This window comes from Pedobacter sp. AK017, from assembly GCF_014200825.1.
Taxonomy (GTDB): domain Bacteria; phylum Bacteroidota; class Bacteroidia; order Sphingobacteriales; family Sphingobacteriaceae; genus Pedobacter; species Pedobacter heparinus.
The window spans coordinates 16,703-42,463 of sequence record NZ_JACHCW010000001.1; the positions used below are offsets into that span (position 1 = coordinate 16,703).

Genomic DNA, 25,761 nt, shown 5'->3' on the forward strand with positions numbered 1-25,761 from the left:
AGGATATAAGGATTTTGATGCACCAGGTGTGATTGTAGCAGCGCCGTTGCCTGCGTTTCTCATATTCTTGGTATAAGTTAATCCTACATCTATATTTATGTATCGGTGAATGCGCTACGGTAATCTTTTACCAATATCAATCCATTTCCTTGGTCATCTACCAGGTCTGCATAAGGATATAAGGATTTTGATGCACCAGGTGTGATTGTAGCAGCGCCGTTGCCTGCGTTTCTCATATTCTTGGTATAAGTTAATCCTACATCTATATTTAATTTATTATTTACTTTAAATGTGTTGTTTGTTCGCAAGTTGACTCGATCTATTTGTGCATCACCAAGATTGTTGGGGATCCCTTTACTCCAACCACCACTCAAATAATAATTGATACCGGAAGTGTTTCCACTTACACTTAAATGGTTATCTTGGTTAATTGCCGTTTGATAAAAATATCTATCTAAATCATTCCTAACATCCTGATTACGTAATTTATCAATATGTGCATTAGCTTCTGCTACTGTAAGCTGACCTTGTCTCTGCTTAGCCAGTATTTCTATAACAGGGGTTAAGGGCTGCGGTAAGCGGGTTGCATTAATTAATGCGTTATAGCGTCCCTGATTAAACAAATCTCTTTCTATGTCAATAAAATCGCTACTCGAAATCCTGCTGCTATAAAACTGATCAGGCTTTTCGCTGACCATTACATTCGAACGTAAAGAAACCTGTGGCTTTGCAGTTTTACCACGTTTGGTGGTAATTACAATTACCCCATTTCCTGCCCTGGCTCCCCATATAGCCGCCGCAGAAGCATCTTTGAGTATAGTAAAACTTTCTATGTCATTTGGATTGATATTATTGATGTCTCCATCGTAAGGGAAATTGTCCAGGACAATTAAAGGATAGGTATTGGAATTGATAGTATTCCGCCCTCTAATTAAAAGCTGGTTAGTCGAGTTAGCACCTCGAGTCTTATTAAACAAAACCCCAGGTGTTAAATCCTCAATCCTGCTCAGTACGCTCGTTCCCATTGTCCTGTTCACCAATTCATTGTCTATCACATCAAAACTTCCCGGATGGTTCTTATCAATCACCTGGTAACCTGTACTTCCTTTTACTGCCACTTCTTCCAACTCTCCCGTAACCTGGTTCAGCTTAATCTCCAACGGCATTACGGTGCCTTTTAAAGGCAGTTCCAATTGCTTGTAGCCTACATACGAGATCAACAAAACCGCATCATCGGCCAGGCCTTTCATCACAAATTCACCCTCACTATTGGTATTGGCTACTGTATTCTTTCCCTTAACCCTTACCGATGCCCCCGGTAGCGGTTTCCCCGTTTCATCCACCACACGGCCCCGCACATCCCGATCAGCCCAGCGCTCAGCCAGGCGCTCCAGAAAGGTGGGTTCTTCTTTTTTTAATACAATGTTGTTTTTAATAATCTGGTAGGTAAAAGGCAGGTCCTTAAGTACTGTTTTAATGGCTTCCTCAACAGAAACATTATTTAGTTTTAAACTTACCTTTTGGTCTTTAAGATCTTTTAAATCGTATAAGATCTCGTAACCACTTTGGTTGGTTATAGATTGTAAAACTTTTTCAATAGGCGTATGATTGGTGTTGAGCGTTATCTTCTGTCCAAATCCCCTGGCACTAACCTGTATCAGGGCAATAATTAATATGAAAATGGTTAGTTTCATTATTAATAATAGTTTAGGCGGTATACGCAAAGGCATACCTATGTTATCAGCAATAATTTGCATAACTTTACTTTGGTTGAGTTGATAATAAATTTGTTAGTCGATAAATTTTTATGCCGGTCTTGAATCGGCAAAGGTTGGCTCAATCATTTGCCGGCAAGTGGTCGAAACACTTTCCGGCTTCTTTTTGAAGCTCCTTTTTGGTTTAGTTTCTCTGGTTCATTAAGGCGTTGCTGCTGTTCCTCCTATTGTTTAGTTAGCTGATCATATGATTTAATGAGGGTTGGTTAAACCCTCTGATGATATCTTTTATTTTTTCACTATTATTTTTTTGTTTTCTATTGTAAACTTAAGCCCCGAAAATTTAAACAAACCGAGTGCTTCAGAAACATTTACATTACGGTTAATGCCCCCTGTAAATTTCTTATCCGGTATGCCATCAGGGTAAACCACTTCTACATCATACCATCTGGCCAGTTGTTTCATCACCTCTTGTAGCGGGGTTTCCCTGAACCGGAATTTGCCATTTTTCCAGGCTACGGCTTGTTCCGCATCTACTTCCTTTACTGTTATACCGGTGCTACCCGTGACAAAGGCTTGTTGATTTGGTTTTATAATTACACTACCTGTTTCACCTTCTTTCCCCGAAAGCCCAGGAGAAGCCACCTTTACACTTCCTTCCAGTAAAGTAGCTCTTGTGCTATTTTCATCGTCATAAGCACTAATGTTAAAATGCGTACCCAATACCGTTGTTGTCAAATTTTTGGACTTTACTACAAAGGGTTGATTTTTATTCCTAAATACTTCAAAGTAGGCCTCGCCGCTCAGTTCAACTTTACGTACACCGCCACGCTCATTTAGCGGCGCAGTATAAGTTAAACTCGATGCGGCGTTTAGCCACACTTTACTGCCATCAGGCAAACGCACCTGATAAGTTCCACCCCTGGGGGTGGCAAGGGTAAGGCTTCGTCCAGCCCCGTCATCTCGACCATATGGGAGAGATCTCTTGTCTGTGCTATTCAAGAGATTCCTCTCTTCGTTCGAAATGACAGGTGTGTTATCATTGTAGGTTAATTTTGAAGCATCAACAATTACCCCGGTTTTAACATCGCTTAGGAGTATGGTTTTACCATTGGCAAGGGTAAGGGTTGCGGTGTTTTTACCCGGGGCAATGTCGTTAGTATAGTTTGCAGAACCAGAACCAGGTTCAGGATTACCTGGCGCTTTAAAAAAGAATACCCCAAAAACAATGGCTGCTACCGCAGCAGCTACGCCGATGATACGAGACCAAAGTTTTATCTGGCTTTTTCTTGCATGACCGTGCAACTGATTATAAATCTCCTCCTGGGTTTCAGTAAGCATCTCTTTCCTTTGTTGCGCATTCAGTTCTGCCCATGACGGATATTTAAGCTGATAGGCATTATAGTAAGCATTGTACAATGCGATTTCCTTTTCTGAAGCTGTACCATCTGCTACTTTTCCTGCAATCTCAATATACTTATCTTTTTCCATCATCAATTGAATTTTGGCTTTATACCTGTAAGGCACAAAAAATAAACGTACCCCCCAGGTTGTGTTAAAATAATTTTAAAATAATATGAAGCTGTTGTTATAGAAAGAAAAACAATAGTGCACTGCCGGGGCCAAGTTTCTCTTTTATTTTTTTTAGGGCTATAGTCATCTGGTTTTCCACGGTCTTTTCGCTAATGCCCATTTGTAATGCAATTTCCTTATTACTCAGTTGTTGATAGCGGCTCAACCTGAATATTTGGCCATACCTGCCAGGAAGCTGATCTGCTAAACTTTTTATGAAATCTGATAATTGGCGAACCTCTATGGCATTTTCTTCATCATCGCTGCTAAGCTCTACCGTTGATAGTTCCATAAAAAATCCTTTACCGATCTTATTGTCGCGAATGTAGTTGGCCGTTTTAAATTTTACCGCAGTTAACAGATAGGCCCTGCAGTTAGAGATATTCAAATGTAACCTGTTTTGCCAAAGCCAAATAAATATATCCTGTATAACGTCTCGGCAGCTGTCCCGGTCACGGAGTATGTTATACGCCGATCCATATAAAGCATCGGCATGCCGGTGATATATTTCGTTAAAGGCAGAGTAATCTTCCGCTTTTATCAAAACAAGCAGTTCCTGGTCAGTGTAAGTACTGTAATCACCCATTCCCTTTGTATTTTTCCCTATTAAAATTACTGAATATTTTCTGCAATTGTATAGATAAATTCATATTACCTGGTTAAAATTTAGAAGATTTATTTTAATAGTGTATGGTTAACACTCAGGTATTTAATCCTAAAAACAGGTTTTTAGTTGCATCAAAGCCTGTTTTTAAAAGAAAATAAATTTCATCAGGAAATAGATTTATAACCTAGGCACATGTATTGCACAAAGCCTGCAGATGGCTTCGGAGATGGGGTACCTTTTTCCGAAGCCATCTGCGGGTAATCTGCTTTCTGTATGCTTTCTGCCCAAGGTAGTGGGATTTGTGAAACTGGTTTTTGGACAATCTTTTTATCTATAATGGAAACTTTATATTAAAGTGTATATTTATAAAAGGGAATTTATCAATTAACATAACCATGAAAATTTCAATAGGAAATATTTAATTTCACATGAAGAAACATTTTGAGATTTTAGATGCCTCAGAGGATTAGCTGCTATCATCGTTACTATCTATCATCTTTTAGAAGGCATAGCTGGCACTTATGATGTTAATCCCTTTCATCATGCCTACCTGGCTGTCGATTTCTTTTTTTTGCTCTCTGGTTTTGTAATAGGGCATGCATATGATAGCAGATGGGATACGATGACAATTTCGCAGTTCCTTATGATCAGACTACAAAGGTTACATCCGTTGGTTGTACTGGGAACAGTTATCGGCGCTTTGACCTATATATATGACCCTTTTGTAGGGAACAATCAGCAGGTTGGTACTGTTGCAATTGCTGTAGCATTTATACTTGGAATTCTGCTGGTGCCGGCTCCTACGTTACCAAATCGGTGGCATGAAACCCACTCTCTAAATGGGCCAGCCTGGTCTTTGTTTCAGGAATATCTGATTAATATATGCTATGCTTTTTGGGGTAGAAAAATGAAGATCAAAACATTGTTAGTATTTGTTGCCGGATCGGCCATTGCTTTAACTATTACTGCTGTTCATTACGGAGATCTTCAGGGCGGTTGGTCATGGCAAAATATCTGGGTGGGACCTGTGAGGGTGACCTTTCCTTTTTTTGCAGGTTTGTTAATTTATCGCCTGAATTTATTGGTCAATATTAAATTTCCTTTCCTATTAACATCTTTACTTTTGCTTGTTGTATTTGTCGTACCTCATATTCCTCGTTTTAGAACTAATGGGCTGTTTGATGCGGCCTGTGTAATCCTGGTATTTCCTTTAATTATTTCAATTGGCGCAGGTAGCCAGGTTAAAGGGAAGCTCGCTGCTGCATGCCTTTTTATGGGCCAGATATCTTATCCGCTCTATTTACTTCATTACCCATTTGTCCACCCTTATATTCATTGGGTTACAGATAAAAAACCAGGTAGCACAATGGCGGCACTTGTTGCCTGCATTTTAATACTTAGCCTGATAGTCGGGTCATGGATAATCCTTAAAGTTTATGATATTCCGGTAAGAAAAAAGCTGGCTCGGCTGCGCAATCCTACGCGGGGTCAGTAATCTATGCTGACTGGATGGAAGAAAGATAATGAGCCATAATTAGCGGGATTAGCTTTCGGGCTTGAGTTCCGCTTGTTTTCCAATTTAATGTTACCTTCCTTCAACAAAAACAGGTGTTTCGGTAACGGTTATTTCAAGAAAGCCGTTATTTGTTTTTACCTCTTTAGCCTGCATTTCATCAGCACCCGGAATTAAAGTATAAATTATGGCAGTTTTTGCGCCATTAAGGTCTAATTTATATTTTTCTTTTCTGTCTACCTCATCGGGAACAGTTAAAATATAAATGCTTTTTTTTCCTGACCGATAAATGTCAACTATCGGATCATCGTTTATGGTATTAAAATAGAAAAAATTTCCCATTAGCTTTTTAACCTGTAAAAAGTAATCGGCTACAGGTCTTCTTTTTCCGTTATCAACAAAACCTGCAGAGCCGAAAACGCCATTTTTTGGATCTGTATCATACAACTGATAATAACAAGACCTGTTTACACCATGTCGGGCATATAGCAGACTTGAACGTAACATCCAATCGGCCTGGGTAATCAGGGCCGACTTTGATCCTACAGGAACCGCCCTTTGTACGCTGCTTGTATTCAGGTCATACCCCGATTCAGTTACCCAAACTTCAAAGTTTTTTCTCAACATCTCAGCAAAATCAACAAAGGTATTTGCGATCTCTCCCTGATTGGTCAATTCGGGGGCCACTCCCCTCTTTTTATTTACAAAACGACCAAACCAACCCGTGTTATCATTTGAATAAAGATGATAATTGATCACGTCAAAACACAAATCTATAGTTCCGTCTGCCTTGTATCCCCTTTTTTCTTTGCACCACTCTACCATTTCTTTCAAATATTCTATGTCTGGCCGCCCCAATCCCCCCATTACCACTACCATATTTGAATCGGCGTTTTTTACACCAACCCCCTTCCCCATAGTTCCTTTATGACCATCATAAAAGGCAGATAGGTTAGCAGCATATTCCCTTCCAGTCTGGCGTGCTTTTGGCCCCTTCCACCACTTATCTGGTTCGTTGTTACACTCAAAATATTTTATCGTGTTCAGGCCAATTTTAACCGTATTTAGTACGTCATCAGGCCATCTTTTTTCCAGGTTAACTTTAACCAGAGCAGGATCCAGATCTTTATTAGATCCATAACGCGCTGCAAATTGAAATGCAGTTCTTGCCTGTGAAATATAAGAATTCGGATCTTCACGGTTTGCCTTGTAAGGTACTGGCACATGGTCATAATCCTGCTCAGCCTTAGGATAAGTAAGGTATAACCAGTCTGGTGTGCTCTTCATACAAACCAACACATCTATCCCTTCTTTCTTGCAACGTTCGTAAATCACGTCATAATTCCATCCGCCCCTTGCTGTAGGGTTAAAACTATACTTTCCTTTTTTATCTTCCAGCTTTTCCCAATCCAGATAATGCCTTACCATCCCAAACGATTTGATGAGCTCAAATTTAGGCTCATACATTTTGGTATTCACACCTGGCTCATCATGGTTCTGCAAAAAATCCCATTCAAAAGCATTGATGCCTAAAAGATTTTTCATTTGAATGTTTCTGACCCGAATCACCTTTTCGATCCTTTGGTCACTTATTTTGTCTGACTGACAAGCACTAAATAGAATAACTGCCAACACCATGGCGTATTTTTTTTTCATACCATTACATGTTAAGAACATCTACTAAGTTTAAGAAGGGTAACTGCTATTTTAAATGATTTTTTTACCGCTAAGAAATCCTAAGCGGTTTTTTATTCTGGATAGCAAATCATAATCGCGCATTTTTTTAGTAATTTGACTAAATCCTCTGGATATTGAATTTTTGATACTGTAAGGAATGCTATTTTCCGTTGATAAGTACTTCAACCTTCCATACTCTACGAAATTTTCCATCTTTGCTCCATACCTATCTACAATACTAGCCCATTCGTCGTGTGGACTAACACCAATTTTAAGGTACAGTTCCCCTCCGCCTACTGGAAGTGTGTGTTTCATAACTACTGTATCAAAAATAACCATTTTGTTTTTAGGATAGTTCAACAGTTTTGACCATACGGAATCAATTCCCCAGCTGGATTTGTTTTCCACAAAAGTTGGCAACATCAATTTCAACGTCTGACTGTTAAAAAGTGGCGCCATTACTTCAATCTGACCAACATATCTTAAAAATGCAGTTGGGTCCTGTTTAAAAATTGGCCAGCTACAAAAGGAATCAGCTGATAGTGCTGCACAGCTGATGCTGGTATCAAATGCCTTACTTAAATTAAAAAGCTGGTTTATCGATTCGGTATCGATATAAATATCGTCATCTAAAAAATAGAAATAATCATAATGCTGTAGCCATTCGGGATTTATTTTGGTCAATAAGGTAAAAATCATTTTATACTTAAAATCTTTTAAATGATAAAAATGATCCACACTTTTAACTACGTCCTGGTTGTTAATATGTTCATGATAAAAAAGCAGGCAAATGTCAAAATTACGCTCTTCTTTATTTTTAAGCCACGCTTCCTCAAATAAATATGATTTATTTCCACATGGAGCTATAACTATATTCCTTTTATGCATAAAGCTATTCTATTACTATTCTCATTTTAAATATACAATAATGAGAACACTAACCCGTTATTATTGCTAAAATAGTGCCATAGCTAGAATTTTTATTTTTTTTATTCGAAATAAAAAACAGCCCCCCCCTTCTAAAGGCATAAAAGAACCAAAGTTAAATTTTTATCTTTTTCTTTAACGTTTAATTAATTATTTCTACCCATTATACCGAGTAATATTTTCCCCATTTTAGGGGAAAAAACATAAAAATCTCAACAAATAAGTGTGCCAGTATATTTTTTTCATTTACTACATCCCCAAACTCAATTATTCAAGAAGCCTTAAACCATATTTAATGGCACAATTTCTATCATTTTGTCACATAAATGTCATATTGAAACATTTCTATTACACAACGGAACCGAGTAAAACATTCCCCATTTGTTTTAAAACGCATTTTTGAGGATTTTTTTTAATTATTAACATTTGAGTAACTATTTTCAGTTATAGAATTGAATTTAAATTTCCTTAAAATTGCATCAATCAATAGGGAAAAATATTATGATTACATTTATGGGAAAAAAACTAAACATGCATTATTTGTTTTACATGCTGATCATTGGCTGTGTAAGCTGTAAAAAAAATCCGAGTCTGATTGCAGACAGTGTTCAGCCCCCAATAGAAACTCCGGTTACACCTGACCCACCAAAGCCAAACCCACCTACCCAGGAAATTATTTATTCTCAAACCTATGAATTAGGAACCGGCTCCGGAAGGCTTACCATAGATGGCAAATCTTTAAACATAGATGGCAACATTTTAATAAAAGTTAAAGGCGGAAAATATGATGGGATATCCATTTCAAATATCAACGGAATTAAAGGGTCTGTAACCATACAAAACGACGGGTTGGTTTCGATGACCACAGGTCAAATGAGGCTTGCAAATTTAAACAATGTAATTATAACTGGAAACGGTACAACTGGAATTGATAAAGGATTCACTTTTACAGGTAATACCTTTAGACCAGTTGAAGTTGACGGAGTGCTAAATAACTTTACCTTTCAGTACGCTTCTTTTAAAAATATCGGCGACAACGTAATAACATATAAATATATAGAGCCTTACAATGGATCTGAAGATTCTTACTCTAAAAATTTAAAGTTCCTGCATATTGATTGCGACAATACAGGTCAATTCTATTCTGGTGCAGGTACAGCAGAAAATGGATCAATCCTGGGCTTGATTAAAAATATTGAAATTGCTTATCTGAATTTTCAAAATTCCCCAGGTGTTGGCTCCGTTGTTTGGATAGGAAATGCAGAAAACTACGATATCCATCACAATACAATTAACAATATAAACACTGCAAACAACAACCATAATGGAATATTTTTGCTGAACGGAAATGGTAAGTTTCATCACAACAAGGTCAGTAACCATCAAGGAAATGCAATAAGGGCTTTTTCTTTCAGTATAGGTACAACACCAAAATCTGTTTTGATCTACAATAACATTGTATTTAATTCACGTAAATATTCTGCTTTTGAAGTTCAGGCTTTCAACTATAACATTATGCCCGGAAAATCAACTTATGTTCATGCAGAGGTATTTAACAATACATGTGGCAGCTTAAACATGAATAACGAATGGCAGGGAAATCTTGTTGACGTATATGGTTTGCAAGGCGGTACTTGTAAAGTTTATAATAATCTTGCCTATAACCTACCGGCTCCCTATGTAATTGCAGGACAGGTTTCGGATTTAGTTCCTATTGCTTCTAACAACTTATATTTTAAAACTTATTCAGATGCGGGAATTGTTAACGAGCAGAGCTTTAACCTAAACGCTAATTCCCCTGTAAAAGCTAAAGGGATAGCAAGCCCTTTACTTTCCGACGATTTTTATGGTAACTCAAGAAGTGCTACTCCTACTATAGGAGCAGTTGAATAGACCGCACACTGATACAACTTTGAAGCACTTTTCCATTTAGTTCATCCTTAATGTGAAGAGTGCTTTTTTTGTTTTACAAATCTTAATTATATCCTATATTTGCCATCCGTACACTTGCTGCTATGGATAAACCCCTGACATTATTTGAAGACGTAACGCTATTAATAACCCATTATAATAGAAGTGAATCTTTAGAACGCCTTTTAAATGCATTTACCGATCTTAAACTTGGGTTTGGAGAAACTGTTGTTTCTGACGATTGTAGCAATGCATATCATTTGAACAAGCTTTACAGGCTGCAGGAACAATTTAATTTCAAACTGGTTACTACACCAGTTAATGGCGGGCTTGGACACAACATCAATAAAGGCCAGGACGCGGTAAGCAAAAAATACACGGTTTATATACAGGAAGATTTTGTTCCGCTGGCCCCATTTGAAGCACACTTTAAAGAAGCTTTAAACATGATGATCGAAGATCATTGCTGGGATCTGATCACATTTTATTCTTATGTTCCATATCCCTATCTCCGCCCCTATAAAAATGGTTTCTCAGAAAAGATATTCCATTGGAATCCCATTTATTCCAACAATCTTAAATTTTATCTTTATGGAGACCATCCTCATTTAAGAAAGAGCGATTTTTTCAATAAATTTGGCAGGTACAAAGAAGGTATAAATGGAGATGAAACAGAGATGGAAATGAGTTTATCTTTTATCAGGAATAAAGGGCGATCACTTTTTTACAATGACCATTATGGTTTACTGGACCAAATCAATTCAAATCTAGAACCAAGTACAGCTTCCTTTAGAAAATCATGGAAGCAAAGTAAATCGCCTGCTGTTACTTTAATCAGATGGTTTTACCTGAAGTATAAATTTTTAAGGTTAAATGCCAGATTGTTAAAAAAACAGTAAAAAGACCTTTGCTACTTTAATCAAAGTAAATAATCATTATATTTATTGCAAATAAAAATATTGATAGCATCTATAGCTTCTGACTAATCAACCATAATGACACAAAATTCAAATCTGCATATTTCGGAAGTCACCCTATTGATCACTCATTTTAACAGAAGTGAATCATTACAACGTTTACTGAATACCTTAAACTCATATAAAATCTCTTTCGACGAGGTCATTGTATCTGATGGTGGAAGCAGAGAAGAGCACCTGTCTGCAGTAATCAAACTGCAACAGGAATTTGGTTTTACCTTATTAACCTCAGAAACCAATAAAGGCTTGGGTAACACGATAAATGTAGGTCAGGACGCAGTTAAAACCCCATATATTTTATATATCCAGGAAGACTTTGTACCTAAAGCAGCGCTTGGGCAGGCCTTGATAGATGGACTGGAAATCATGAAGAACGAATCGCAATGGGATATTGTAAGATTCTATTCATTTCCATGGGCTCCATTCCCATACCTAAAACCCTACAAATCAGGGTTTTCAGAAATGAAATTCAGTTTATGGCCGTGGTATATCAGTCATATTAAATTTTATGTTTACAGTGACCATCCTCATTTAAAAAGACGCAGTTATCCAGAAAAGTTTGGAAGATACATTGAATCTCCGAAGGGAGATGTTACCGAAATGGGTATGTGTAGAACTTTTCTGAAAAAGAAAGGCAGAGGGTTATATTTTGATAATTTCAAAAATTTATTTGAACATGATAATAGTGATCATGAACCCGGGTTATTCCGTCCTGAAAAAATTAAAACAAAAAAATATTCAGATATAGCCCCCTTATATTGGCTTTATCTGAAATTCAAAACACTAAAAGAAAGTGTTGCATTTATCGTGAGTAAATAACATCGCATTACTCCAAATTTCAGGAATCAAGAAATTGAACATTATTTATGAGCAATAAGGCAAAGGCAATTAATGGAGCCAAGTGGACTACCATCTCAACTGTAGTGAATACTTGTCTGCAATTTGGACAAGTTGCGATATTGGCAAGGTTGCTAGAGCCCACAGCTTTTGGACTTGTCAGCATCAGTACACTGGTACTTAACTTTTTAAGCATTTTTGCGCATTTCGGATTTTCAAATTCCATTATTTACAAGCAGGAAAGCGATAAAAATATCTTGTCCACTATATATTTTCTAAATATTATGGTTGGTATACTGATGTTTATCGTAATTTATTTTACTGCACCATTATTAGTTTTATACTATAAAGAACCGGAATTGGCAGAGATCTTAAGACTTGCTGCTTTTTACTTTCCAATAGTGTTTTTGGGACAAATTTATAATATACTACTGGAAAAGGAATTACAATTTAAATCTCTGGCACTTACTGAAATTATATGTTCAGTACTAGGTACCTCTATTACTATTTATTTTGCTTATCAGGGATACCAGGCCAAAGCTTTAATATTTGGACTGCTCAGCGCTCAATTCCTCAAAATGATTATCCAAAACATCATAGCGAGAAAATATTTTTTTCCTTCTATACATTTTGATCTGAGTAAAATTAAAGAACACTTACGTTTTGGGATATTCAATATCGGGGAAAGTGTGATTAGTTTTGCAAACAATAATTTGGATACCATATTTATTGGGGGTTTTTTAGATGTAAAACAGCTTGGTTACTACACCATAGCTTCACAAATTGCAGTATACCCAGTAAGTAGGCTATGTCCTATAATTATCCAGATTTGTTACCCCATAATGGCAAAAATAAAGGACAATTTAGGGCAACTTAAAAATGCATATCTTAAAATTATTGATTTTTTAACTTTTTGCAACATCCCCCTCCTTGTGGGACTTTTTTTGATGGCAGAAAATGTTGTGCCCTTAATTTACGGTCCTGGATGGGAGCCCACCGTTCCACTTATTAAAATATTTATATTTATGGGTATATTCTCTTGTTTGGTCTATCCGCTATCTACGGTAGCTTATTCAACAGGGAAACCTAATCTATTGTTTTACCTGAGTTTAGTAATGCTCGTATTGAAATTTCCGATTATCTATTTTGCCAGCAATTATGGAATCTTAGGTATAGCAGTGGGATTTTTAATAACAAGCTTCATTGCTGTGATTTTAAATTTTATCCTTATTCAGCGTATGTTGGGTAGCTTTATGAAACCTTTCCTTGAAAACCTGTCTAAACCCATAATGTTCAGTTTATCAATGGTAGTGGTAATTTTGCTTTACAGGCAATTTATTGGAAACCTGGGCCTGGTGCATACCGTGATTCAGATTGCACTTGGAGGAGCAGTTTACGGGGTATTAACTTTAAAGTATAAAATATCTTTTTCGGAGCTTAAGAGCTTGAGAAGTTCGTTATAAGGCTATTCAAAACGCCTATAAAATGCATAATCAGCGAATTCAAGCAGTTCCCGATCTCCTTTACTATCTCCATAAGCATATAATATATACTCCTGTTTTTGTGGGTACTTTTCAAGGATTCGTTCAACTTTATGTTGTCCGTAACAGTTTACTGTTAAATATTCACCTGTTACAATTTGACCGTCCCTTTTTAATTGTGTAGCTAAAATTACATCAATCCCATAGGCATTAGCCCATGGTTTTATCCAGTTTTCGGCAGAAGCACTGATAATAATAACCTCATGATTCCTTTGCCGGTGCCACTTTATTCTTTCCATTGCAACAGGATTCAATACTGCTTCAACTGAAGGTACAAAAGATGCTGCTAAAGCATTCAGTTTGTCAATGTGCATGCCGTTAAGGAAATACTTGAACAATTGCCTTTTAGCCCTATGATTTGGGATTAACCTTAATTTAAATAGAATCAGGAAAGGAACCATATATAAGCTACCCAAAATTAATTGCTTTACAGAACTGATATGCCTGATAAAAAGGGGAAGCGTGTCACATGTGGTAATTGTTCCATCAAAATCAAATGCAGCTATTACCTGCTTATCCATCATCGGTTTATTGTTATCCATTTGTATTTACTATTTTCACCACATTACAATATGAATCCGAATAAATTTACTCAATCTATTAAGGCTAAACATCTTTAATTTCATCCGGAGGATAAAGTACAAAAGAATAAGGATTAGGTATAGGACTTTTATAAGAATTAAATAAGCCTAAATAGTTTACCGTCTTACTCTCGTCGGTCTTATTGATAAAAAAATCGCTGGATAAGAGATAGTACTTGATCAGGTCTCTGATACTGTCCGATTTTTCCCAGTTTGCATTGGTATAATAAAGAATTTTCCATTTTAAAGTTGCCACCGTATCATTTTTAATAAATTTAAAATAATCCTCTATATAGACAGAAAAACCTTTAGGTTCCAGCTTTAAATAGAACAGCTCCTTTTTGAGAATAAGGGCGGCGTATGTTTTCAGATCAGATCCTATAACATAAAGTGAAGCAGGTATAATACACAAGCCGACCCCCACTCCAGTTAATGTAATAAATTTTCTTCTTTCCATATTAAAATACCTTGTCTGCAGCAAATAAGGATAAGGCTGATAAAGTTAGTGTAGGATTGGATGGACCGTAAGTGGTAAAGGCACCCGCACCTATAACAAATAAATTTCGGTATTGATGATGGATCATGTATTTGTCTACCACCCCATCACTTTTAGCTGCACTCATGCGGGTTCCACCAATAATATGCCCTTCGTTTGGCTCGGTACCCTGATATATAATTTTTTCAACGGGTAAACATGATAAAACCCCTGGTAATTTCAACTTCATGTTATCTATGGCTTTTAGCGCATAATCAGACCTATCTTTGAAGTGGATTTCAGGCTTCAATTTATTTGATGTAGTTGCCACATAATTGGTATTGATCGGTAAATCTTCAAATACGAGTCTGAAACTGGCTACATTTAAATGTTTACCCCTTTCTACCCGGATATAATAAGGTGCATTATTTACTTCTATCAAACAGGCCGCAAAATCTTTTCTATGGTCTCCGTCATAAAACATATATCCATTTGCGTTTACCCAGCTGCTTCCGCCCACATTTTTTATATCATCCAGGTAAATCTGCACCTGCATCCCCAGCTGTTCACCTATCCCCCTCCCGGTTAAAGGGTTTTTATCGCCGGCATTTAATAAAATATTAGCATTAAAAAATGGATTGGCACCCAACACCACTACTTCACCTGAAATTGACAATACTTTACCATCTTTTTGAAAAAGCACTTTTCTGACTATATCATTTACGATTTCAAGGTTATAAACATCACAGCCATATTGGAGATCTACCCGTTCATCCTCATAAACACCTAGATTTCCATTTTCTATAGTAAATTTGGCATTTACCGGACAGGTATGACAGGTACTTAAGGCCATGCAGCCATTTCTATGCGCAATTTGCCTGCTGGCTCTGGCAGTTGGCTGACTGATGTATTTATTGCCATATTTTTTATGCAGTATTTTATCAACCAGGCTGAAGGTATGTGGCGGCAAAGGATATTTTCCTTTTCTTGGAAATGGGGTATCATCGGGCCCGGAGACTGTCATGATCTCCTCTGCTTCATAATAATAAGGATCCAGGTCATCGTAACTTACCGGCCAGTCCTGACCTACACCATATAAACTTTTTAACTTAAAATCGGCCGGCATAAACCGGGGTGTGCAACCCCACCAGCAGTTAGATGACCCTCCGTAAGCAGTGGTAAACTGCCATACCTTCTTCTCGTTCAAATTGAAGATATTATCCTGCCATGGTGAAGCATATTTTTGATAAGCAGATGATGCACCCTTTTCCACTTTAAGCCGCTCTGCATGTGGGTAAAAATAGCCCTTTTCTAAAACAAGTACTTTTTTGTTTTTTGAACCCGGTTTAGAAAGATACTTCTTTAAAAAAAAACTGGAAGCAAACCCGGTACCCACAACCACAAGATCGTAATGATCGTATTTCATTTCTTAAACAATTTTGGAAAAGCCTTTTCAGTTATAATAATAGTTATTTGCATTTTTCAGAAACCAATGTAACCAGGGTATGTCCACAAACATTAAAATACACAACAATATGGTAAACAAAAAAAGGTAGAGCATAAACCATTTCCTGGTATATAATTTTTCTGAACCCTGTACCGGCGAGTCATTTAAAAGCCCGATCCGCAGGTACCAGGAAAATAACAAAGCAAAAAAAGGAAAACTCACCAGCAATTCAATTCTGTCTTTGATTAGAAAAATCCCCATAAAAAACGCGGATGTAATACCATAAAAAAACATAGAAACCAACAGGCTGTTTTCGGTATAATATTTAAATGACCTTCTATATTGGCCGGCAATTTCCGGATTGGCGATTACCCTGAATTCTGCAAAACGTTTGGTGGCCATTAAAAATGCACCGCCCATCCAATAGGCAATAATAATACTTACAGGTGGAAAAGTATTGATCCAGTCTAAATCCCATTTGCTATTTGGAACACCTAAAGCCGGGCTAAAGATAAACCAACCAGCCGCAAACCTTATGGGGTTGTTTACAGATTCACTTAATACATCTAAAAAAACCCGGTCTTTACTTCTGAAAGGTTGTACATTATAAATAATACCCATAAAAAGTAAAAGTCCCGCCATCGACAAAAACTTCAGGGAAACAAGATAAGCTAAAAACAAACCTGCCACCGCCAAAAAAACATACTCCGTATATACGATTATTGGATTGATAACAGCAACGACCGAAGATCTCTTTTTCTTCAGCGGATGAAATTGATCAAAACCTGCGTCAAGGTATTCATTTATTACATAATTTGCTGAAGCGACCAAACAAATCCCAGCGATGCCACATATGATTTTATACAATAAATTGACATTAAACGGAGTATGAAAAATGGATAAGGCAAAGAGCATTCCGGGCACCATAAATAGATTTTTAACCCAATTATCTGGTCTTGCTATGGCCACATAATGGGATAATTTTGCCTTACTTCTTATATTTTTTTCAATGGGCTCGTATACAACCGTTGCCCCTTTTGGTTTATCTGTCATTTCATGACATAAATTTTCTCATTTCACGATGAATTCTGTACAAAATATTTATTTGGAGATAAAATTATCAAAAATTTCGATATTGTGCTATTGTAAACGAACAAAAATAAATGGCATGACAACTAAAAATCCGGATAAATCGGCTTATATTTTAAGTATGCTTATCCATTTGATTGTATTAGCTGGTATTAGCCTAAGATCATTTCATTTCATTTACAACAGATCGCTTTGGATGGATGAGGTTTACCTCTGTTCTACATTTATCAAAACCAGTTACAGCCATCTGGCAACAGCTGCGCTTGATTATGGACAAAAAGCTCCGATAGGATTCTTATGGTTAGTTAAATTAAGCGTGGATTTGTTTGGCTATACAGAGATGGTATTAAGAAGTATCCCATTTATTGCCGGAATAGTCTCCATCTTAATATTTTACCAGGTTTGCAAATACTTTCTATCCAAAGCCGGACAGATAGTAGCATTGAGTATATTTTGCTTTGCTCCGGCATTAATTTACCACAGTGTAGAGATTAAACAATATTCAATGGAATGTTTGGCAACAGTTGTAGCATTGTATTTATACGTATGCTATGCGCACAAAATCACCTTGAAAAATAACCTTTGCTGGGGCATTTTTGGTGCATTGATGATATGGTTCTCTTTTCCCATAATATTTATCCTTGCAGGTATAATTGGGGGGATTAGCTTAAACTATCTATTAAAAAGAGACTGGAAATCCTTACTTCCCAAACTTATCCCCTTTTCCATCTGGATTTTAAGCTTTGCGGTTAATTATTTTTTCTTTACCAAAAAACATGCAGATCCTTCAAATTGGGTAGTCTATTTTTTCAAAACCTATGATAACTTTATGCCCTTTCCGCCGCATTCGGCAGCTGAATTAAAATGGTATCCAAGAAACTATTTACAAATGCTGGACTATCCATTGGGCCTGATCTGGAATTTTAAAGAAACATCAAGTAACTCTTTAATTGTCCTGTTACAATGCGCATTACCCTCCATTGTATTATTTAGCGGTATATATAGCCTTTATAAAAAAAATATTCAGTTTTTTTATGTACTTACCTTCCCTATCGTATTGATGTTTTTAGCCTCAGGTTTATTGTTATATCCGATTATCGAACGGTTTTGGGTATTTATTTCTCCTATTTTTATATTGTTCATTGCCTATGGTTTTGAGTTTTATAGGCAGAAAATTAAATTGACTTATGGGGCTTTAATATTAGTGGTAGCTATTGTAGCCAGTCCGGTTATGCAATCAATTTATTACCTGGCTATGCCCATTAAATTTTATAAACATAAAAAGTCATTTATGAAGGAGGCCCTGCTAAATGTAAATGACCATTTCAAGCAAGGTGATGTTGTTTATAATTACTGGAACAATGCACCAGGCTATAAAGTATATCAGCATATACTTAATTTAAAATACACAGCAATTCAAGGTCAGGATTTTAGAAAAACAGCAAGAGACCATACGGATTATAACCAAAAGCTAAATAAAGATTTTACAAAGTTCAAAGGAAAAAAAAGGGTTTGGTTAATCTATAACAAGCAGTTTTTAACCGATATAGGGGATAAAATAGATGATCCGGACTGGTATTATAAAACCAATGTATCTCCCGGAAAAAATTTATTCAACGAATTTAATAAAATTGGAAAACCAGTATGGAATTTTGTATATTCGGACATTACAATTTATCTATTTGAAATTGAGGGATTTTAGATAAAAATCAATCGGGCAATGCTTTAGCAGATCTTTTTTATGCTTTTAAATGTGTATTCAAAAATATTAAACAGCCATTGATATGCGGATAGCTCATGTCATTATGGCTCATAAAAACAAGGATCAATTGCTAAGGCTAATTCAAAGCCTTAATCATCCTATGTTTGACATTTACCTCCATATAGATGCAAAAGTACATTTGGAACAATTTGAATCCTTCAATGCTATCCCAAATTTCAAGTTCATAAAAAATCGTTCCATATGCAACTGGGGAGGCTACAGTTTGTTTAAAGGAATATTAAATTGTATGGATGAGGTATTGAACTCGGGTGTAAAATATGATTTTATTAACCTGTTGAGTGGACAGGATTACCCCATTTGCTCAACTACTGAAATCTATAATTTTTTTAAAAACAACCAGGGCAAAAGTTTCTTAGCTTTTGAAGATTCTGACCAATCTTTATGGTGGAAAGAAGCTGCATATAGGTTTCAAATGTATCATTTTACTGATTTTAATTTTACGGGTAAATACTTTATACAAAAAATTATAAATAAAATTGCTCCAGCGCGAAAATTTCCAGAAGCAATGACCTTATATGGTGGTAACAAAGCTTGCTGGTGGACGATAAGCTCCGAAAGTGCTGTATATATATTGGAACAGTTAAAAAGTAAGTCTAAATTAAATAGATTTTTACGATTTTGCTGGGGTACAGATGAGTTTGTTATCCCTACATTACTGATGAATTCACCCCTGAAGGGAAGCATAGTAAACAACAATTTTCGTTACATTGATTGGTCTGAGGGTAATCCGAATCCAAAAATTTTGAGAACAGCTGATTTCATAAACATCATGGATTCAAAGATGTTATTTGCAAGGAAATTTGATATCGACATAGATCCTGCGGTTATGGATGAAATTGATACCGTCTTGCTGAATTTAAATCCGCCTGAATAACTTAACATAATATAAGGTTTATGATGACTATTGACAGAAGAGCCGATATATCTTACAAAGAATTTGTTAATGCTTATCAAAAGCCAGGAATTCCTGTAGTTATTGAAAATGCAACAAAAGTTTGGGGAAACAACCTCATGTTTACACCGGATTATTTCAGAAAGAACTTTGGGGATCGTGTGACCAGCTATGAAAACCAGAAATATACAATGACCGAAATTCTTGATATTGTAGGCAACAGTACCAAAGAAAATCCCGCCCCTTACCCCATGAAGTTTAATTTGCTAAGACAGCTTCCGGAAGTATTGGCACATATGGATCCCCTTGACCTCAATCTGGCAAAACCAAATTGGTTGTTTAGTAAAATATTTCCGAAAAATAAGATGGACCATAGTGTAGACCTGTTTATTGGCGGCCCTGGCAATCACTATTCTGTTCATAAAGATGCGTATGACGTACATGCATGGCTAATCCAACTTTATGGAGAAAAGGAAGTAATAGTTTTTCCAAAAGGTCATGATGAGCTGTTGTATGCAGGAAACATTGGGATAGAAAAAGGACGTTCGCCAATTAACATTTCTAATCCGGATTACGAAAAATACCCACGATTTAAAGAGGCATTACCAATGCGTGTAACCTTAAAGGCAGGTGAACTCATTTACATTCCAAATGACACCTGGCATACCACTATGGCCGAGGTCCACAACATTTCTATCATTATAGATCAATTGAATAATACCAACTTTAAGGCTTGGAGAAATGACATCTATAACTACAAAGCACACTACAATAAACCACGTGCAATTTTTGATTATTTTGCAGCAATAGCGATTGGAAATGCCTGCCGCATTGGGCAGATATTTGGAATGAAATTTTGACTCAAATACTACTTCTTTAGGATTTCTGAAACAAACTTTTTAGTGTAGAAGGTTGTTTTAAAGTAATCTGAATTATTTTCTTTGTAAACTGATACCAGGAGCGGTTAGCTAATGCAATACGGGCATGCTCTAGAATAAAAGTCATTTCAAGTTGCTTTTTCCATTTTTTAGTTATTGATCTGATAAAGGACCGATCCTTTAAATTTGCTTCATATTGCTCAAATAATTCAGAAATCAATTGGTCAACCTGTTTCTTCTGGCTTGCACTCCAGTAATGCAAAATTACTTGTGCTGCAGCTTTTATTTTTGTGCGGCGTTGTAGCGTAAATGAAAAAGCAAGTTGTTCACTGAGAAACCATTTGGAATGTTCATAAAATAGATCTGTTAGTTTCAGTATATCCGGAAGATAATTAAAGGAAGATTTGGAAATACCCAATATACCGGAATTCCAGCTATAATCAGTTTCGCTAAAAATTTCAGTTTTACCAGCAATACTAAAACTGGAAGAATTAAGGTATTTTATAAATGCAGTTGGATATTCAGGTTGTTTATAACTGGTAAACAAGGCAAGGCTTTCTGCTATCGTATGTTCCTTTACATGCATAAAACTCTGTCCACTTTTAAACTCCCCGGTTAAAATTTTAGGATTGGCAAAAAAAAATGTATCCGTATCTATAAACAGAAGATCTTGTTCCGGAAATCTCCGGGCTACATCATTAATGGCCACAACCTTTCTGCGATGTGAAAAATCAGTATTCCCCAGCATTTGTTTTAATAGCACAGGTGTTAAATGAATATATTGTATGGCTACTGAGAAGAAGTAAGGTTTAAAAAAATCTGGCTGGTCCGTATAAAGAATTATTCTGACACCTCTTTTCTCTACTTTTGTCCATGACAAAAAGCTTAAAATACAAAATACTGCCCTACAATATTCAGTTTTATTACCGTAAGAAAGCAATATCACATTTTTACTGATCATACAACTTTTATCCATATAAGAGAACCTACTGCACTTGCTGGTGTACGAAGTTACTACTTTCAAAGTCATTTTACTTTTTAGATATATCTTTCCTACTTGAACTCCAATATATTATTCAATTATCTGCGTTAAATAATTATATTCGTGCATTTAATAGACTTCATATAAAATGCAGCATCCTGGTCCAATCTATATTGTTTGTGTTTGTGACAATCACTACGCCATCCTATTAGCCGCTTTGATTAAATCAATTGAGATAAATCATAAAAGCAATGAAATTATAGAATATTTTATAGTAGAAGATGGGATTTCCAGGGAAAACAAAAATAGAATTACCAACTCTATTCATCAAAATGCTACAGTTATTCATTGGCTTCCGATGAAATCATGTCTTCCAGAAGAGGCTAAAATTCCAATTGATAAAAGCAGCTTACCCCTTAATATCTACACCCGTTTATTTATACCACATTTTATCCCTGACACAGTTAACAAAGTAATATTTCTTGATGTAGATATGATTGTATTGGAAGATATTAGCAAATTGTGGCACACTGACCTAGAAAATAATATTGTTGGCGCTGTTCAGGATCAGTTTATTCAGCTGGTAAGTCGCTGGGGCGGTGTAAGTAATTATAAAGAACTTGGCATTGCTGAAGATAATAAATACTTCAATGCAGGATTAATGGTGATTGACATTCAGAAATGGAAAGCCGCAGATATTACAGATAAGGTAATCCAATGTATATTTAAGAATAGTGCCTTAGCACAATTTCAGGATCAATATGGTTTAAATGCAGTATTGGCCAAAGACTGGAAAGAGTTGGACGCTTTATGGAACAGATTTGCCTATTCTGAAGACAAACGCCCTTTCTTAATTCATTTCACCGGTAGAAAGCCCATTTATAAAACTTATGAATTTAGTGAAGATTATAAAAAAATCTTCTTTGAGTATTTAAATCAGACAGACTGGAAAAACTTTAAGCCTATTAGTGAAACCAAAAGATACTTTAAAAAAGTAAAAAACATCCTGGATAAATTTAGTCAGATGTTAAAACGTTAGTTAGAGCAATCCATTTTTAAGCTGATCTGCAGCAAAATGGCATGCTCTGGCCGTTAGGGCCATATAGGTTAAAGATGGATTTTGACAGGCTGAAGAGGTCATACAGCTTCCATCGGTTACAAATACATTTTTAACGGCATGTATTTGATTAAACTGATTTAAAACCGAGGTCTTTGGATCTCTGCCCATCCTTGCCGTTCCCATTTCATGTACAGTGGTTCCTCCCGGCTTATTATAATTAAAACTTTTTGCAGTAAAGCCAGCCTTCTCCAAAATTTCTGCTGAGGTATTTTGTATATCTTTCATCATCGCCGTTTCATTGTCTCCGAAAGAAAAATCTATTTTAATAATTGGTATACCCCATTTGTCTTTCAACGTTGCATCTAGACTTATTTTATTGTTGTGATCAGGCAAACACTCTCCCCAACCAGCCATCCAAACTGTCCATGGACCTGGAGTGGTTAATTTTTCCTTAAAATCTTTACCAAATCCAGGATTATAAGATCGGTCTAAATAGGATTGGCGTTCACCATCTCCCTGAATATTGTACCCTCTTTTAAAAGCCAGGTTTTCATTGTCTTTTAAATTTCTAAATCTTGGAATCAAAAAACCACAGGGTCTTCTGCCTTTATAATAACTATCTCTAAATCCTTCGTGTACGCCATATGCTCCAGCTGAAGAATGGTGATCCATCAAATTATGGCCCAGCTCACCACTGTCATTGCCAAGCCCATCCGGAAAACGATCTGATATAGAATTTTTTAAAATAGCTGTTGTTGCTATTGTAGATGCATTTACGAAAATGATTTTTGAAAAAAACTCAAATTGCTCATTGGTATTGGCATCTATCACCCTTACTCCTTTTGCTTTTTGACTCTTATCGTCATAAATAAGCTCAGAAACAATTGAAAATGGTCTTAATGTTAAGTTACCCGTTACCATTGCCGCAGGAATGGTTGCACTGTTGCTGCTAAAATATCCCCCAAATGGACAACCTCTGGAACATAGGTTTCTGTATTGACAAGGCCCTCTGTTGTCCCATCCTCTGGTCAAGTTAGCTACCCTGGCTATGGTAAGCAACCTGTTGTCATAGTTTTTTTTAATAGACTGGGCAAGATGTTTTTCTATGCAATTTAATTCCATTGGACTTAAAAACTTACCATCTGGCAAATGAGGCAAATTTTCATTTTTTCCGCTTATACCAACAAAAGATTCGACGTAATCATACCATGGTGCAATGTCTTTATAACGGATCGGCCAGTCTACCGCAATGCCATCCTTAAGATTGGCCTCAAAATCCAGATCACTCCATCTATAACACTGTCTTCCCCAGGTAAGTGAACGTCCTCCAACCTGAAATCCTCTGTACCAGCTAAAAGGTTTTTCTTGGATATAAGGATGGTCCTCATCATTTGCAAAAAATTGTATATCTCCTGCATTAGAAATAGTTGTTTGTATAGGGTTATGCTGTGCCTCATTTAATGTATGAAACAACCTGTGCTTAAAATCCCATGGATTTAGATTGGCAGTAGGGTAATCTACTACATGCTTTACATCTCTTCCCCTTTCCAATAATAATGTTTTTAAGCCTAGCTTACATAGCTCCATGGCAGCAAAGCCCCCACTAATACCAGAGCCAATAACTATTGCGTCATAATTATTTGCTGCAAAGGATTTATTATTGATATTCATTCAGTTTATTATTTAGTGGCCCAAGACTTTTGATTGGGCAGCAATTTTATACAGGGCTGATAACTCGATGGTATATAATCATAGGCTAATCCTTCTGTTGCACCCAGATAGGAAGTACAATATCCAATAACGGTTAACTCTTTTAATTGAACAAAAAAAGGACGTCCCAAAAACTTATTTCTAATCTTATTAACTATTTCAAAACGGCTCTCAGCCTGTTGCTCAAAATGACCTAATATTTTAATCTTCTGATCCTGAGTGCAGGACTCGAAACTACTTTTGTAAGTATCCAGGGTATAATCTTTTAAATCCAATAGTCCGTTCATAAAGAGATTTTGATTTTGTTCACCTGTGCATTCGGTAATAAAGCTTATAATAAATTCTTCTACTTTAGCATCTTTAGAGCCGGGTGTATCAGTTCTCGGAATTATAGTTTCAGCAAGTTCCGCGATTAAAGATTTATTAGTACCTAGCATCTCCAGATCTGCTGGCCTAGGTGGTCTAAAGAACTTAAATATAGATATAGCAGAAACTGTAGCAAAACCAAAACCAATAATACCTATAGATGTCCTTCTGTTCATAATATCTTTGACGCAATAAATATAGTATAAGAATATAAATTGTGAACGCTATTCTCAAAATTAAAATTCCTAAACGAGCTACTACAGGCTGTTTCAAATGTAACCAGCAGAATTTTACTGTACTAGGATATTTCGATAATTATTGTGTAATTTGTAACATAACTAAGAAATATGACCTTATTTAGTAATCCATCTTGGATTAATGATTTTGAATTTAATTACACGAAATTAGAAGAAGTACCTCAAGAGGTATTTGATAACATTAATAAAGATCTTGATCTGATTATTGGGGAGAATCCATTAGTAACAGTGCTGATTTCGGCATGGAATGAGGAAATAAATATTTTAAGGTGCCTGGGTAGCCTTTCTAAAACGAAAGCCAATTTTCCTATTGAAATTATAGTAGTAAACAATAATTCTAAGGACAGAACTCAGGATACAATTGATAAACTGCATGTTACAGGCTTGTTTGAACAAAAACAAGGTTGTGGACCGGCACGTCAGTTTGGACAGGAAAATGCAAAAGGCAAATATGTTTTACTTGCCGATGCCGATTGTATTTATCCTCCATGTTGGGTAACAGAAATGACCAAAATACTCTCTAAACCAAATATAGTGTGTGTTTATGGCAGGTATTCTTTTATTAGTGAGCCCGGATTTCCAAGATGGAAACTGTTTGTACTGGAAAAGATGAAAGACGTAATTACCGAATTCAGGCAATTGAATCGTCCCTACTTTAATGCTTATGGTTTAAGCATGGGATATGTACATGAACTGGGATTAAAAGTAGGCTTTATTGAAACCAATTTTTGGGGAGATGATGGACAACTGTGTTTAGGCCTTATGAAATATGGTAAAGTTAGACAGGTTAGGAGTAACAAGGCCAGAGTATGGACGGGGCCCAGAACATTACAGCGCGACGGAAATCTTTCAAAAGCATTTCTGGTCCGGATAAAAAAAGAGTTAAAAAGATTCTTCAGGAATTTTGATTCAAAATTACCTGAAGATGCCACTCATGAATCAAAATCCCAAACCAATTGATGTT

21 protein-coding genes and 1 pseudogene are annotated in these 25,761 nt (G+C 36.2%); 10 read left to right on the forward strand and 12 right to left on the reverse strand.

From position 1 onward, the window contains the following. Window positions 1-95 precede the first annotated feature (95 nt). From HDC92_RS00090 to HDC92_RS00100, 3 genes are all read right to left on the reverse strand, one after another. Complete coding sequence (locus HDC92_RS00090; protein ID WP_183871494.1) at window positions 96-1,694, reverse strand: SusC/RagA family TonB-linked outer membrane protein; 1,599 nt, start codon at window positions 1,692-1,694, stop codon at window positions 96-98. Window positions 1,695-2,003: 309 nt separating this feature from the next. Further along, window positions 2,004-3,209 (reverse strand): FecR family protein, encoded by a 1,206-nt coding sequence (locus HDC92_RS00095; RefSeq protein WP_183871496.1) that lies wholly within the window; start codon window positions 3,207-3,209, stop codon window positions 2,004-2,006. Window positions 3,210-3,303: 94 nt separating this feature from the next. Next, on the reverse strand, window positions 3,304-3,873 hold the full coding sequence (locus HDC92_RS00100; RefSeq protein ID WP_183871499.1) for an RNA polymerase sigma-70 factor: 570 nt from the start codon (window positions 3,871-3,873) through the stop codon (window positions 3,304-3,306). Window positions 3,874-4,360: 487 nt separating this feature from the next. Here HDC92_RS00100 and HDC92_RS00105 point away from each other — a divergent pair. After that, window positions 4,361-5,389 (forward strand): annotated as a pseudogene (locus HDC92_RS00105) (acyltransferase family protein); the annotation flags it as partial. 90 nt (window positions 5,390-5,479) lie between these two features. Here the strand turns inward: HDC92_RS00105 and HDC92_RS00110 are convergent. Both HDC92_RS00110 and HDC92_RS00115 read right to left on the reverse strand, forming a co-directional pair. Then, a complete protein-coding gene (locus tag HDC92_RS00110) occupies window positions 5,480-7,063 on the reverse strand; it encodes a hypothetical protein (RefSeq protein WP_183871500.1) in 1,584 nt (527 codons plus the stop codon). A 51-nt stretch (window positions 7,064-7,114) separates the two neighbouring features. Then, window positions 7,115-7,972, reverse strand: a complete 858-nt coding sequence (locus tag HDC92_RS00115; protein ID WP_183871502.1) for a hypothetical protein — start codon at window positions 7,970-7,972, stop codon at window positions 7,115-7,117. Window positions 7,973-8,524: 552 nt separating this feature from the next. On the opposite strand from HDC92_RS00115, the gene HDC92_RS00120 reads away from it, so the two are divergent. The 4 genes from HDC92_RS00120 to HDC92_RS00135 all read left to right on the forward strand — a co-directional run bounded on the left by HDC92_RS00120 (window position 8,525) and on the right by HDC92_RS00135 (window position 13,199). Further along, complete coding sequence (locus HDC92_RS00120; RefSeq protein ID WP_183871504.1) at window positions 8,525-9,904, forward strand: hypothetical protein; 1,380 nt, start codon at window positions 8,525-8,527, stop codon at window positions 9,902-9,904. Window positions 9,905-10,026: 122 nt separating this feature from the next. Then, complete coding sequence (locus tag HDC92_RS00125) at window positions 10,027-10,821, forward strand: glycosyltransferase family 2 protein (protein ID WP_183871506.1); 795 nt, start codon at window positions 10,027-10,029, stop codon at window positions 10,819-10,821. A gap of 96 nt (window positions 10,822-10,917) precedes the next feature. Continuing rightward, window positions 10,918-11,718, forward strand: coding sequence for a glycosyltransferase (locus HDC92_RS00130; RefSeq protein WP_183871508.1), 801 nt, complete (start codon window positions 10,918-10,920; stop codon window positions 11,716-11,718). A gap of 47 nt (window positions 11,719-11,765) precedes the next feature. After that, on the forward strand, window positions 11,766-13,199 hold the full coding sequence (locus tag HDC92_RS00135; protein ID WP_183871510.1) for an MOP flippase family protein: 1,434 nt from the start codon (window positions 11,766-11,768) through the stop codon (window positions 13,197-13,199). 2 nt (window positions 13,200-13,201) lie between these two features. On the opposite strand, the gene HDC92_RS00140 is transcribed toward HDC92_RS00135, so the two are convergent. The 4 genes from HDC92_RS00140 to HDC92_RS00155 form a co-directional block, all read right to left on the reverse strand. Further along, window positions 13,202-13,819, reverse strand: a complete 618-nt coding sequence (locus HDC92_RS00140; protein ID WP_183871513.1) for an HAD family hydrolase — start codon at window positions 13,817-13,819, stop codon at window positions 13,202-13,204. Between the two features lie 64 nt (window positions 13,820-13,883). Then, window positions 13,884-14,315 carry a hypothetical protein gene (locus HDC92_RS00145; protein WP_183871515.1) on the reverse strand — a complete coding sequence of 144 codons (432 nt, stop codon included), beginning with the start codon at window positions 14,313-14,315 and terminating at the stop codon, window positions 13,884-13,886. A 1-nt stretch (window position 14,316) separates the two neighbouring features. Continuing rightward, a complete protein-coding gene (locus HDC92_RS00150; RefSeq protein ID WP_183871517.1) occupies window positions 14,317-15,759 on the reverse strand; it encodes a GMC oxidoreductase in 1,443 nt (480 codons plus the stop codon). Window positions 15,760-15,786: 27 nt separating this feature from the next. Beyond that, window positions 15,787-16,833, reverse strand: coding sequence for a UbiA prenyltransferase family protein (locus HDC92_RS00155; protein WP_183871519.1), 1,047 nt, complete (start codon window positions 16,831-16,833; stop codon window positions 15,787-15,789). Window positions 16,834-16,948: 115 nt separating this feature from the next. On the opposite strand from HDC92_RS00155, the gene HDC92_RS00160 reads away from it, so the two are divergent. From HDC92_RS00160 to HDC92_RS00170, 3 genes are all read left to right on the forward strand, one after another. Further along, on the forward strand, window positions 16,949-18,571 hold the full coding sequence (locus HDC92_RS00160; protein WP_183871521.1) for a glycosyltransferase family 39 protein: 1,623 nt from the start codon (window positions 16,949-16,951) through the stop codon (window positions 18,569-18,571). Window positions 18,572-18,653: 82 nt separating this feature from the next. Further along, the gene (locus tag HDC92_RS00165) at window positions 18,654-19,526 is read left to right on the forward strand and encodes a beta-1,6-N-acetylglucosaminyltransferase (protein WP_183871523.1); all 873 of its coding nucleotides are present in this window, start codon (window positions 18,654-18,656) and stop codon (window positions 19,524-19,526) included. A 20-nt stretch (window positions 19,527-19,546) separates the two neighbouring features. Next, a complete protein-coding gene (locus HDC92_RS00170; protein WP_183871524.1) occupies window positions 19,547-20,404 on the forward strand; it encodes a cupin-like domain-containing protein in 858 nt (285 codons plus the stop codon). 16 nt (window positions 20,405-20,420) lie between these two features. Here the strand turns inward: HDC92_RS00170 and HDC92_RS00175 are convergent, their stop codons facing one another. Further along, a complete protein-coding gene (locus HDC92_RS00175; protein WP_183871526.1) occupies window positions 20,421-21,452 on the reverse strand; it encodes a hypothetical protein in 1,032 nt (343 codons plus the stop codon). A gap of 100 nt (window positions 21,453-21,552) precedes the next feature. On the opposite strand from HDC92_RS00175, the gene HDC92_RS00180 reads away from it, so the two are divergent. Continuing rightward, window positions 21,553-22,443 (forward strand): glycosyltransferase family 8 protein, encoded by an 891-nt coding sequence (locus tag HDC92_RS00180; protein WP_183871528.1) that lies wholly within the window; start codon window positions 21,553-21,555, stop codon window positions 22,441-22,443. Here HDC92_RS00180 and HDC92_RS00185 read toward each other — a convergent pair whose 3' ends face one another. Together HDC92_RS00185 and HDC92_RS00190 are read right to left on the reverse strand one after the other, a co-directional pair. Continuing rightward, on the reverse strand, window positions 22,444-24,135 hold the full coding sequence (locus HDC92_RS00185) for a GMC oxidoreductase (protein ID WP_183871530.1): 1,692 nt from the start codon (window positions 24,133-24,135) through the stop codon (window positions 22,444-22,446). An 8-nt stretch (window positions 24,136-24,143) separates the two neighbouring features. After that, a complete protein-coding gene (locus tag HDC92_RS00190) occupies window positions 24,144-24,716 on the reverse strand; it encodes a gluconate 2-dehydrogenase subunit 3 family protein (RefSeq protein WP_183871532.1) in 573 nt (190 codons plus the stop codon). Window positions 24,717-24,887: 171 nt separating this feature from the next. On the opposite strand from HDC92_RS00190, the gene HDC92_RS00195 reads away from it, so the two are divergent. Further along, a complete protein-coding gene (locus HDC92_RS00195) occupies window positions 24,888-25,757 on the forward strand; it encodes a glycosyltransferase family 2 protein (protein ID WP_183871534.1) in 870 nt (289 codons plus the stop codon). Window positions 25,758-25,761 lie beyond the last annotated feature (4 nt).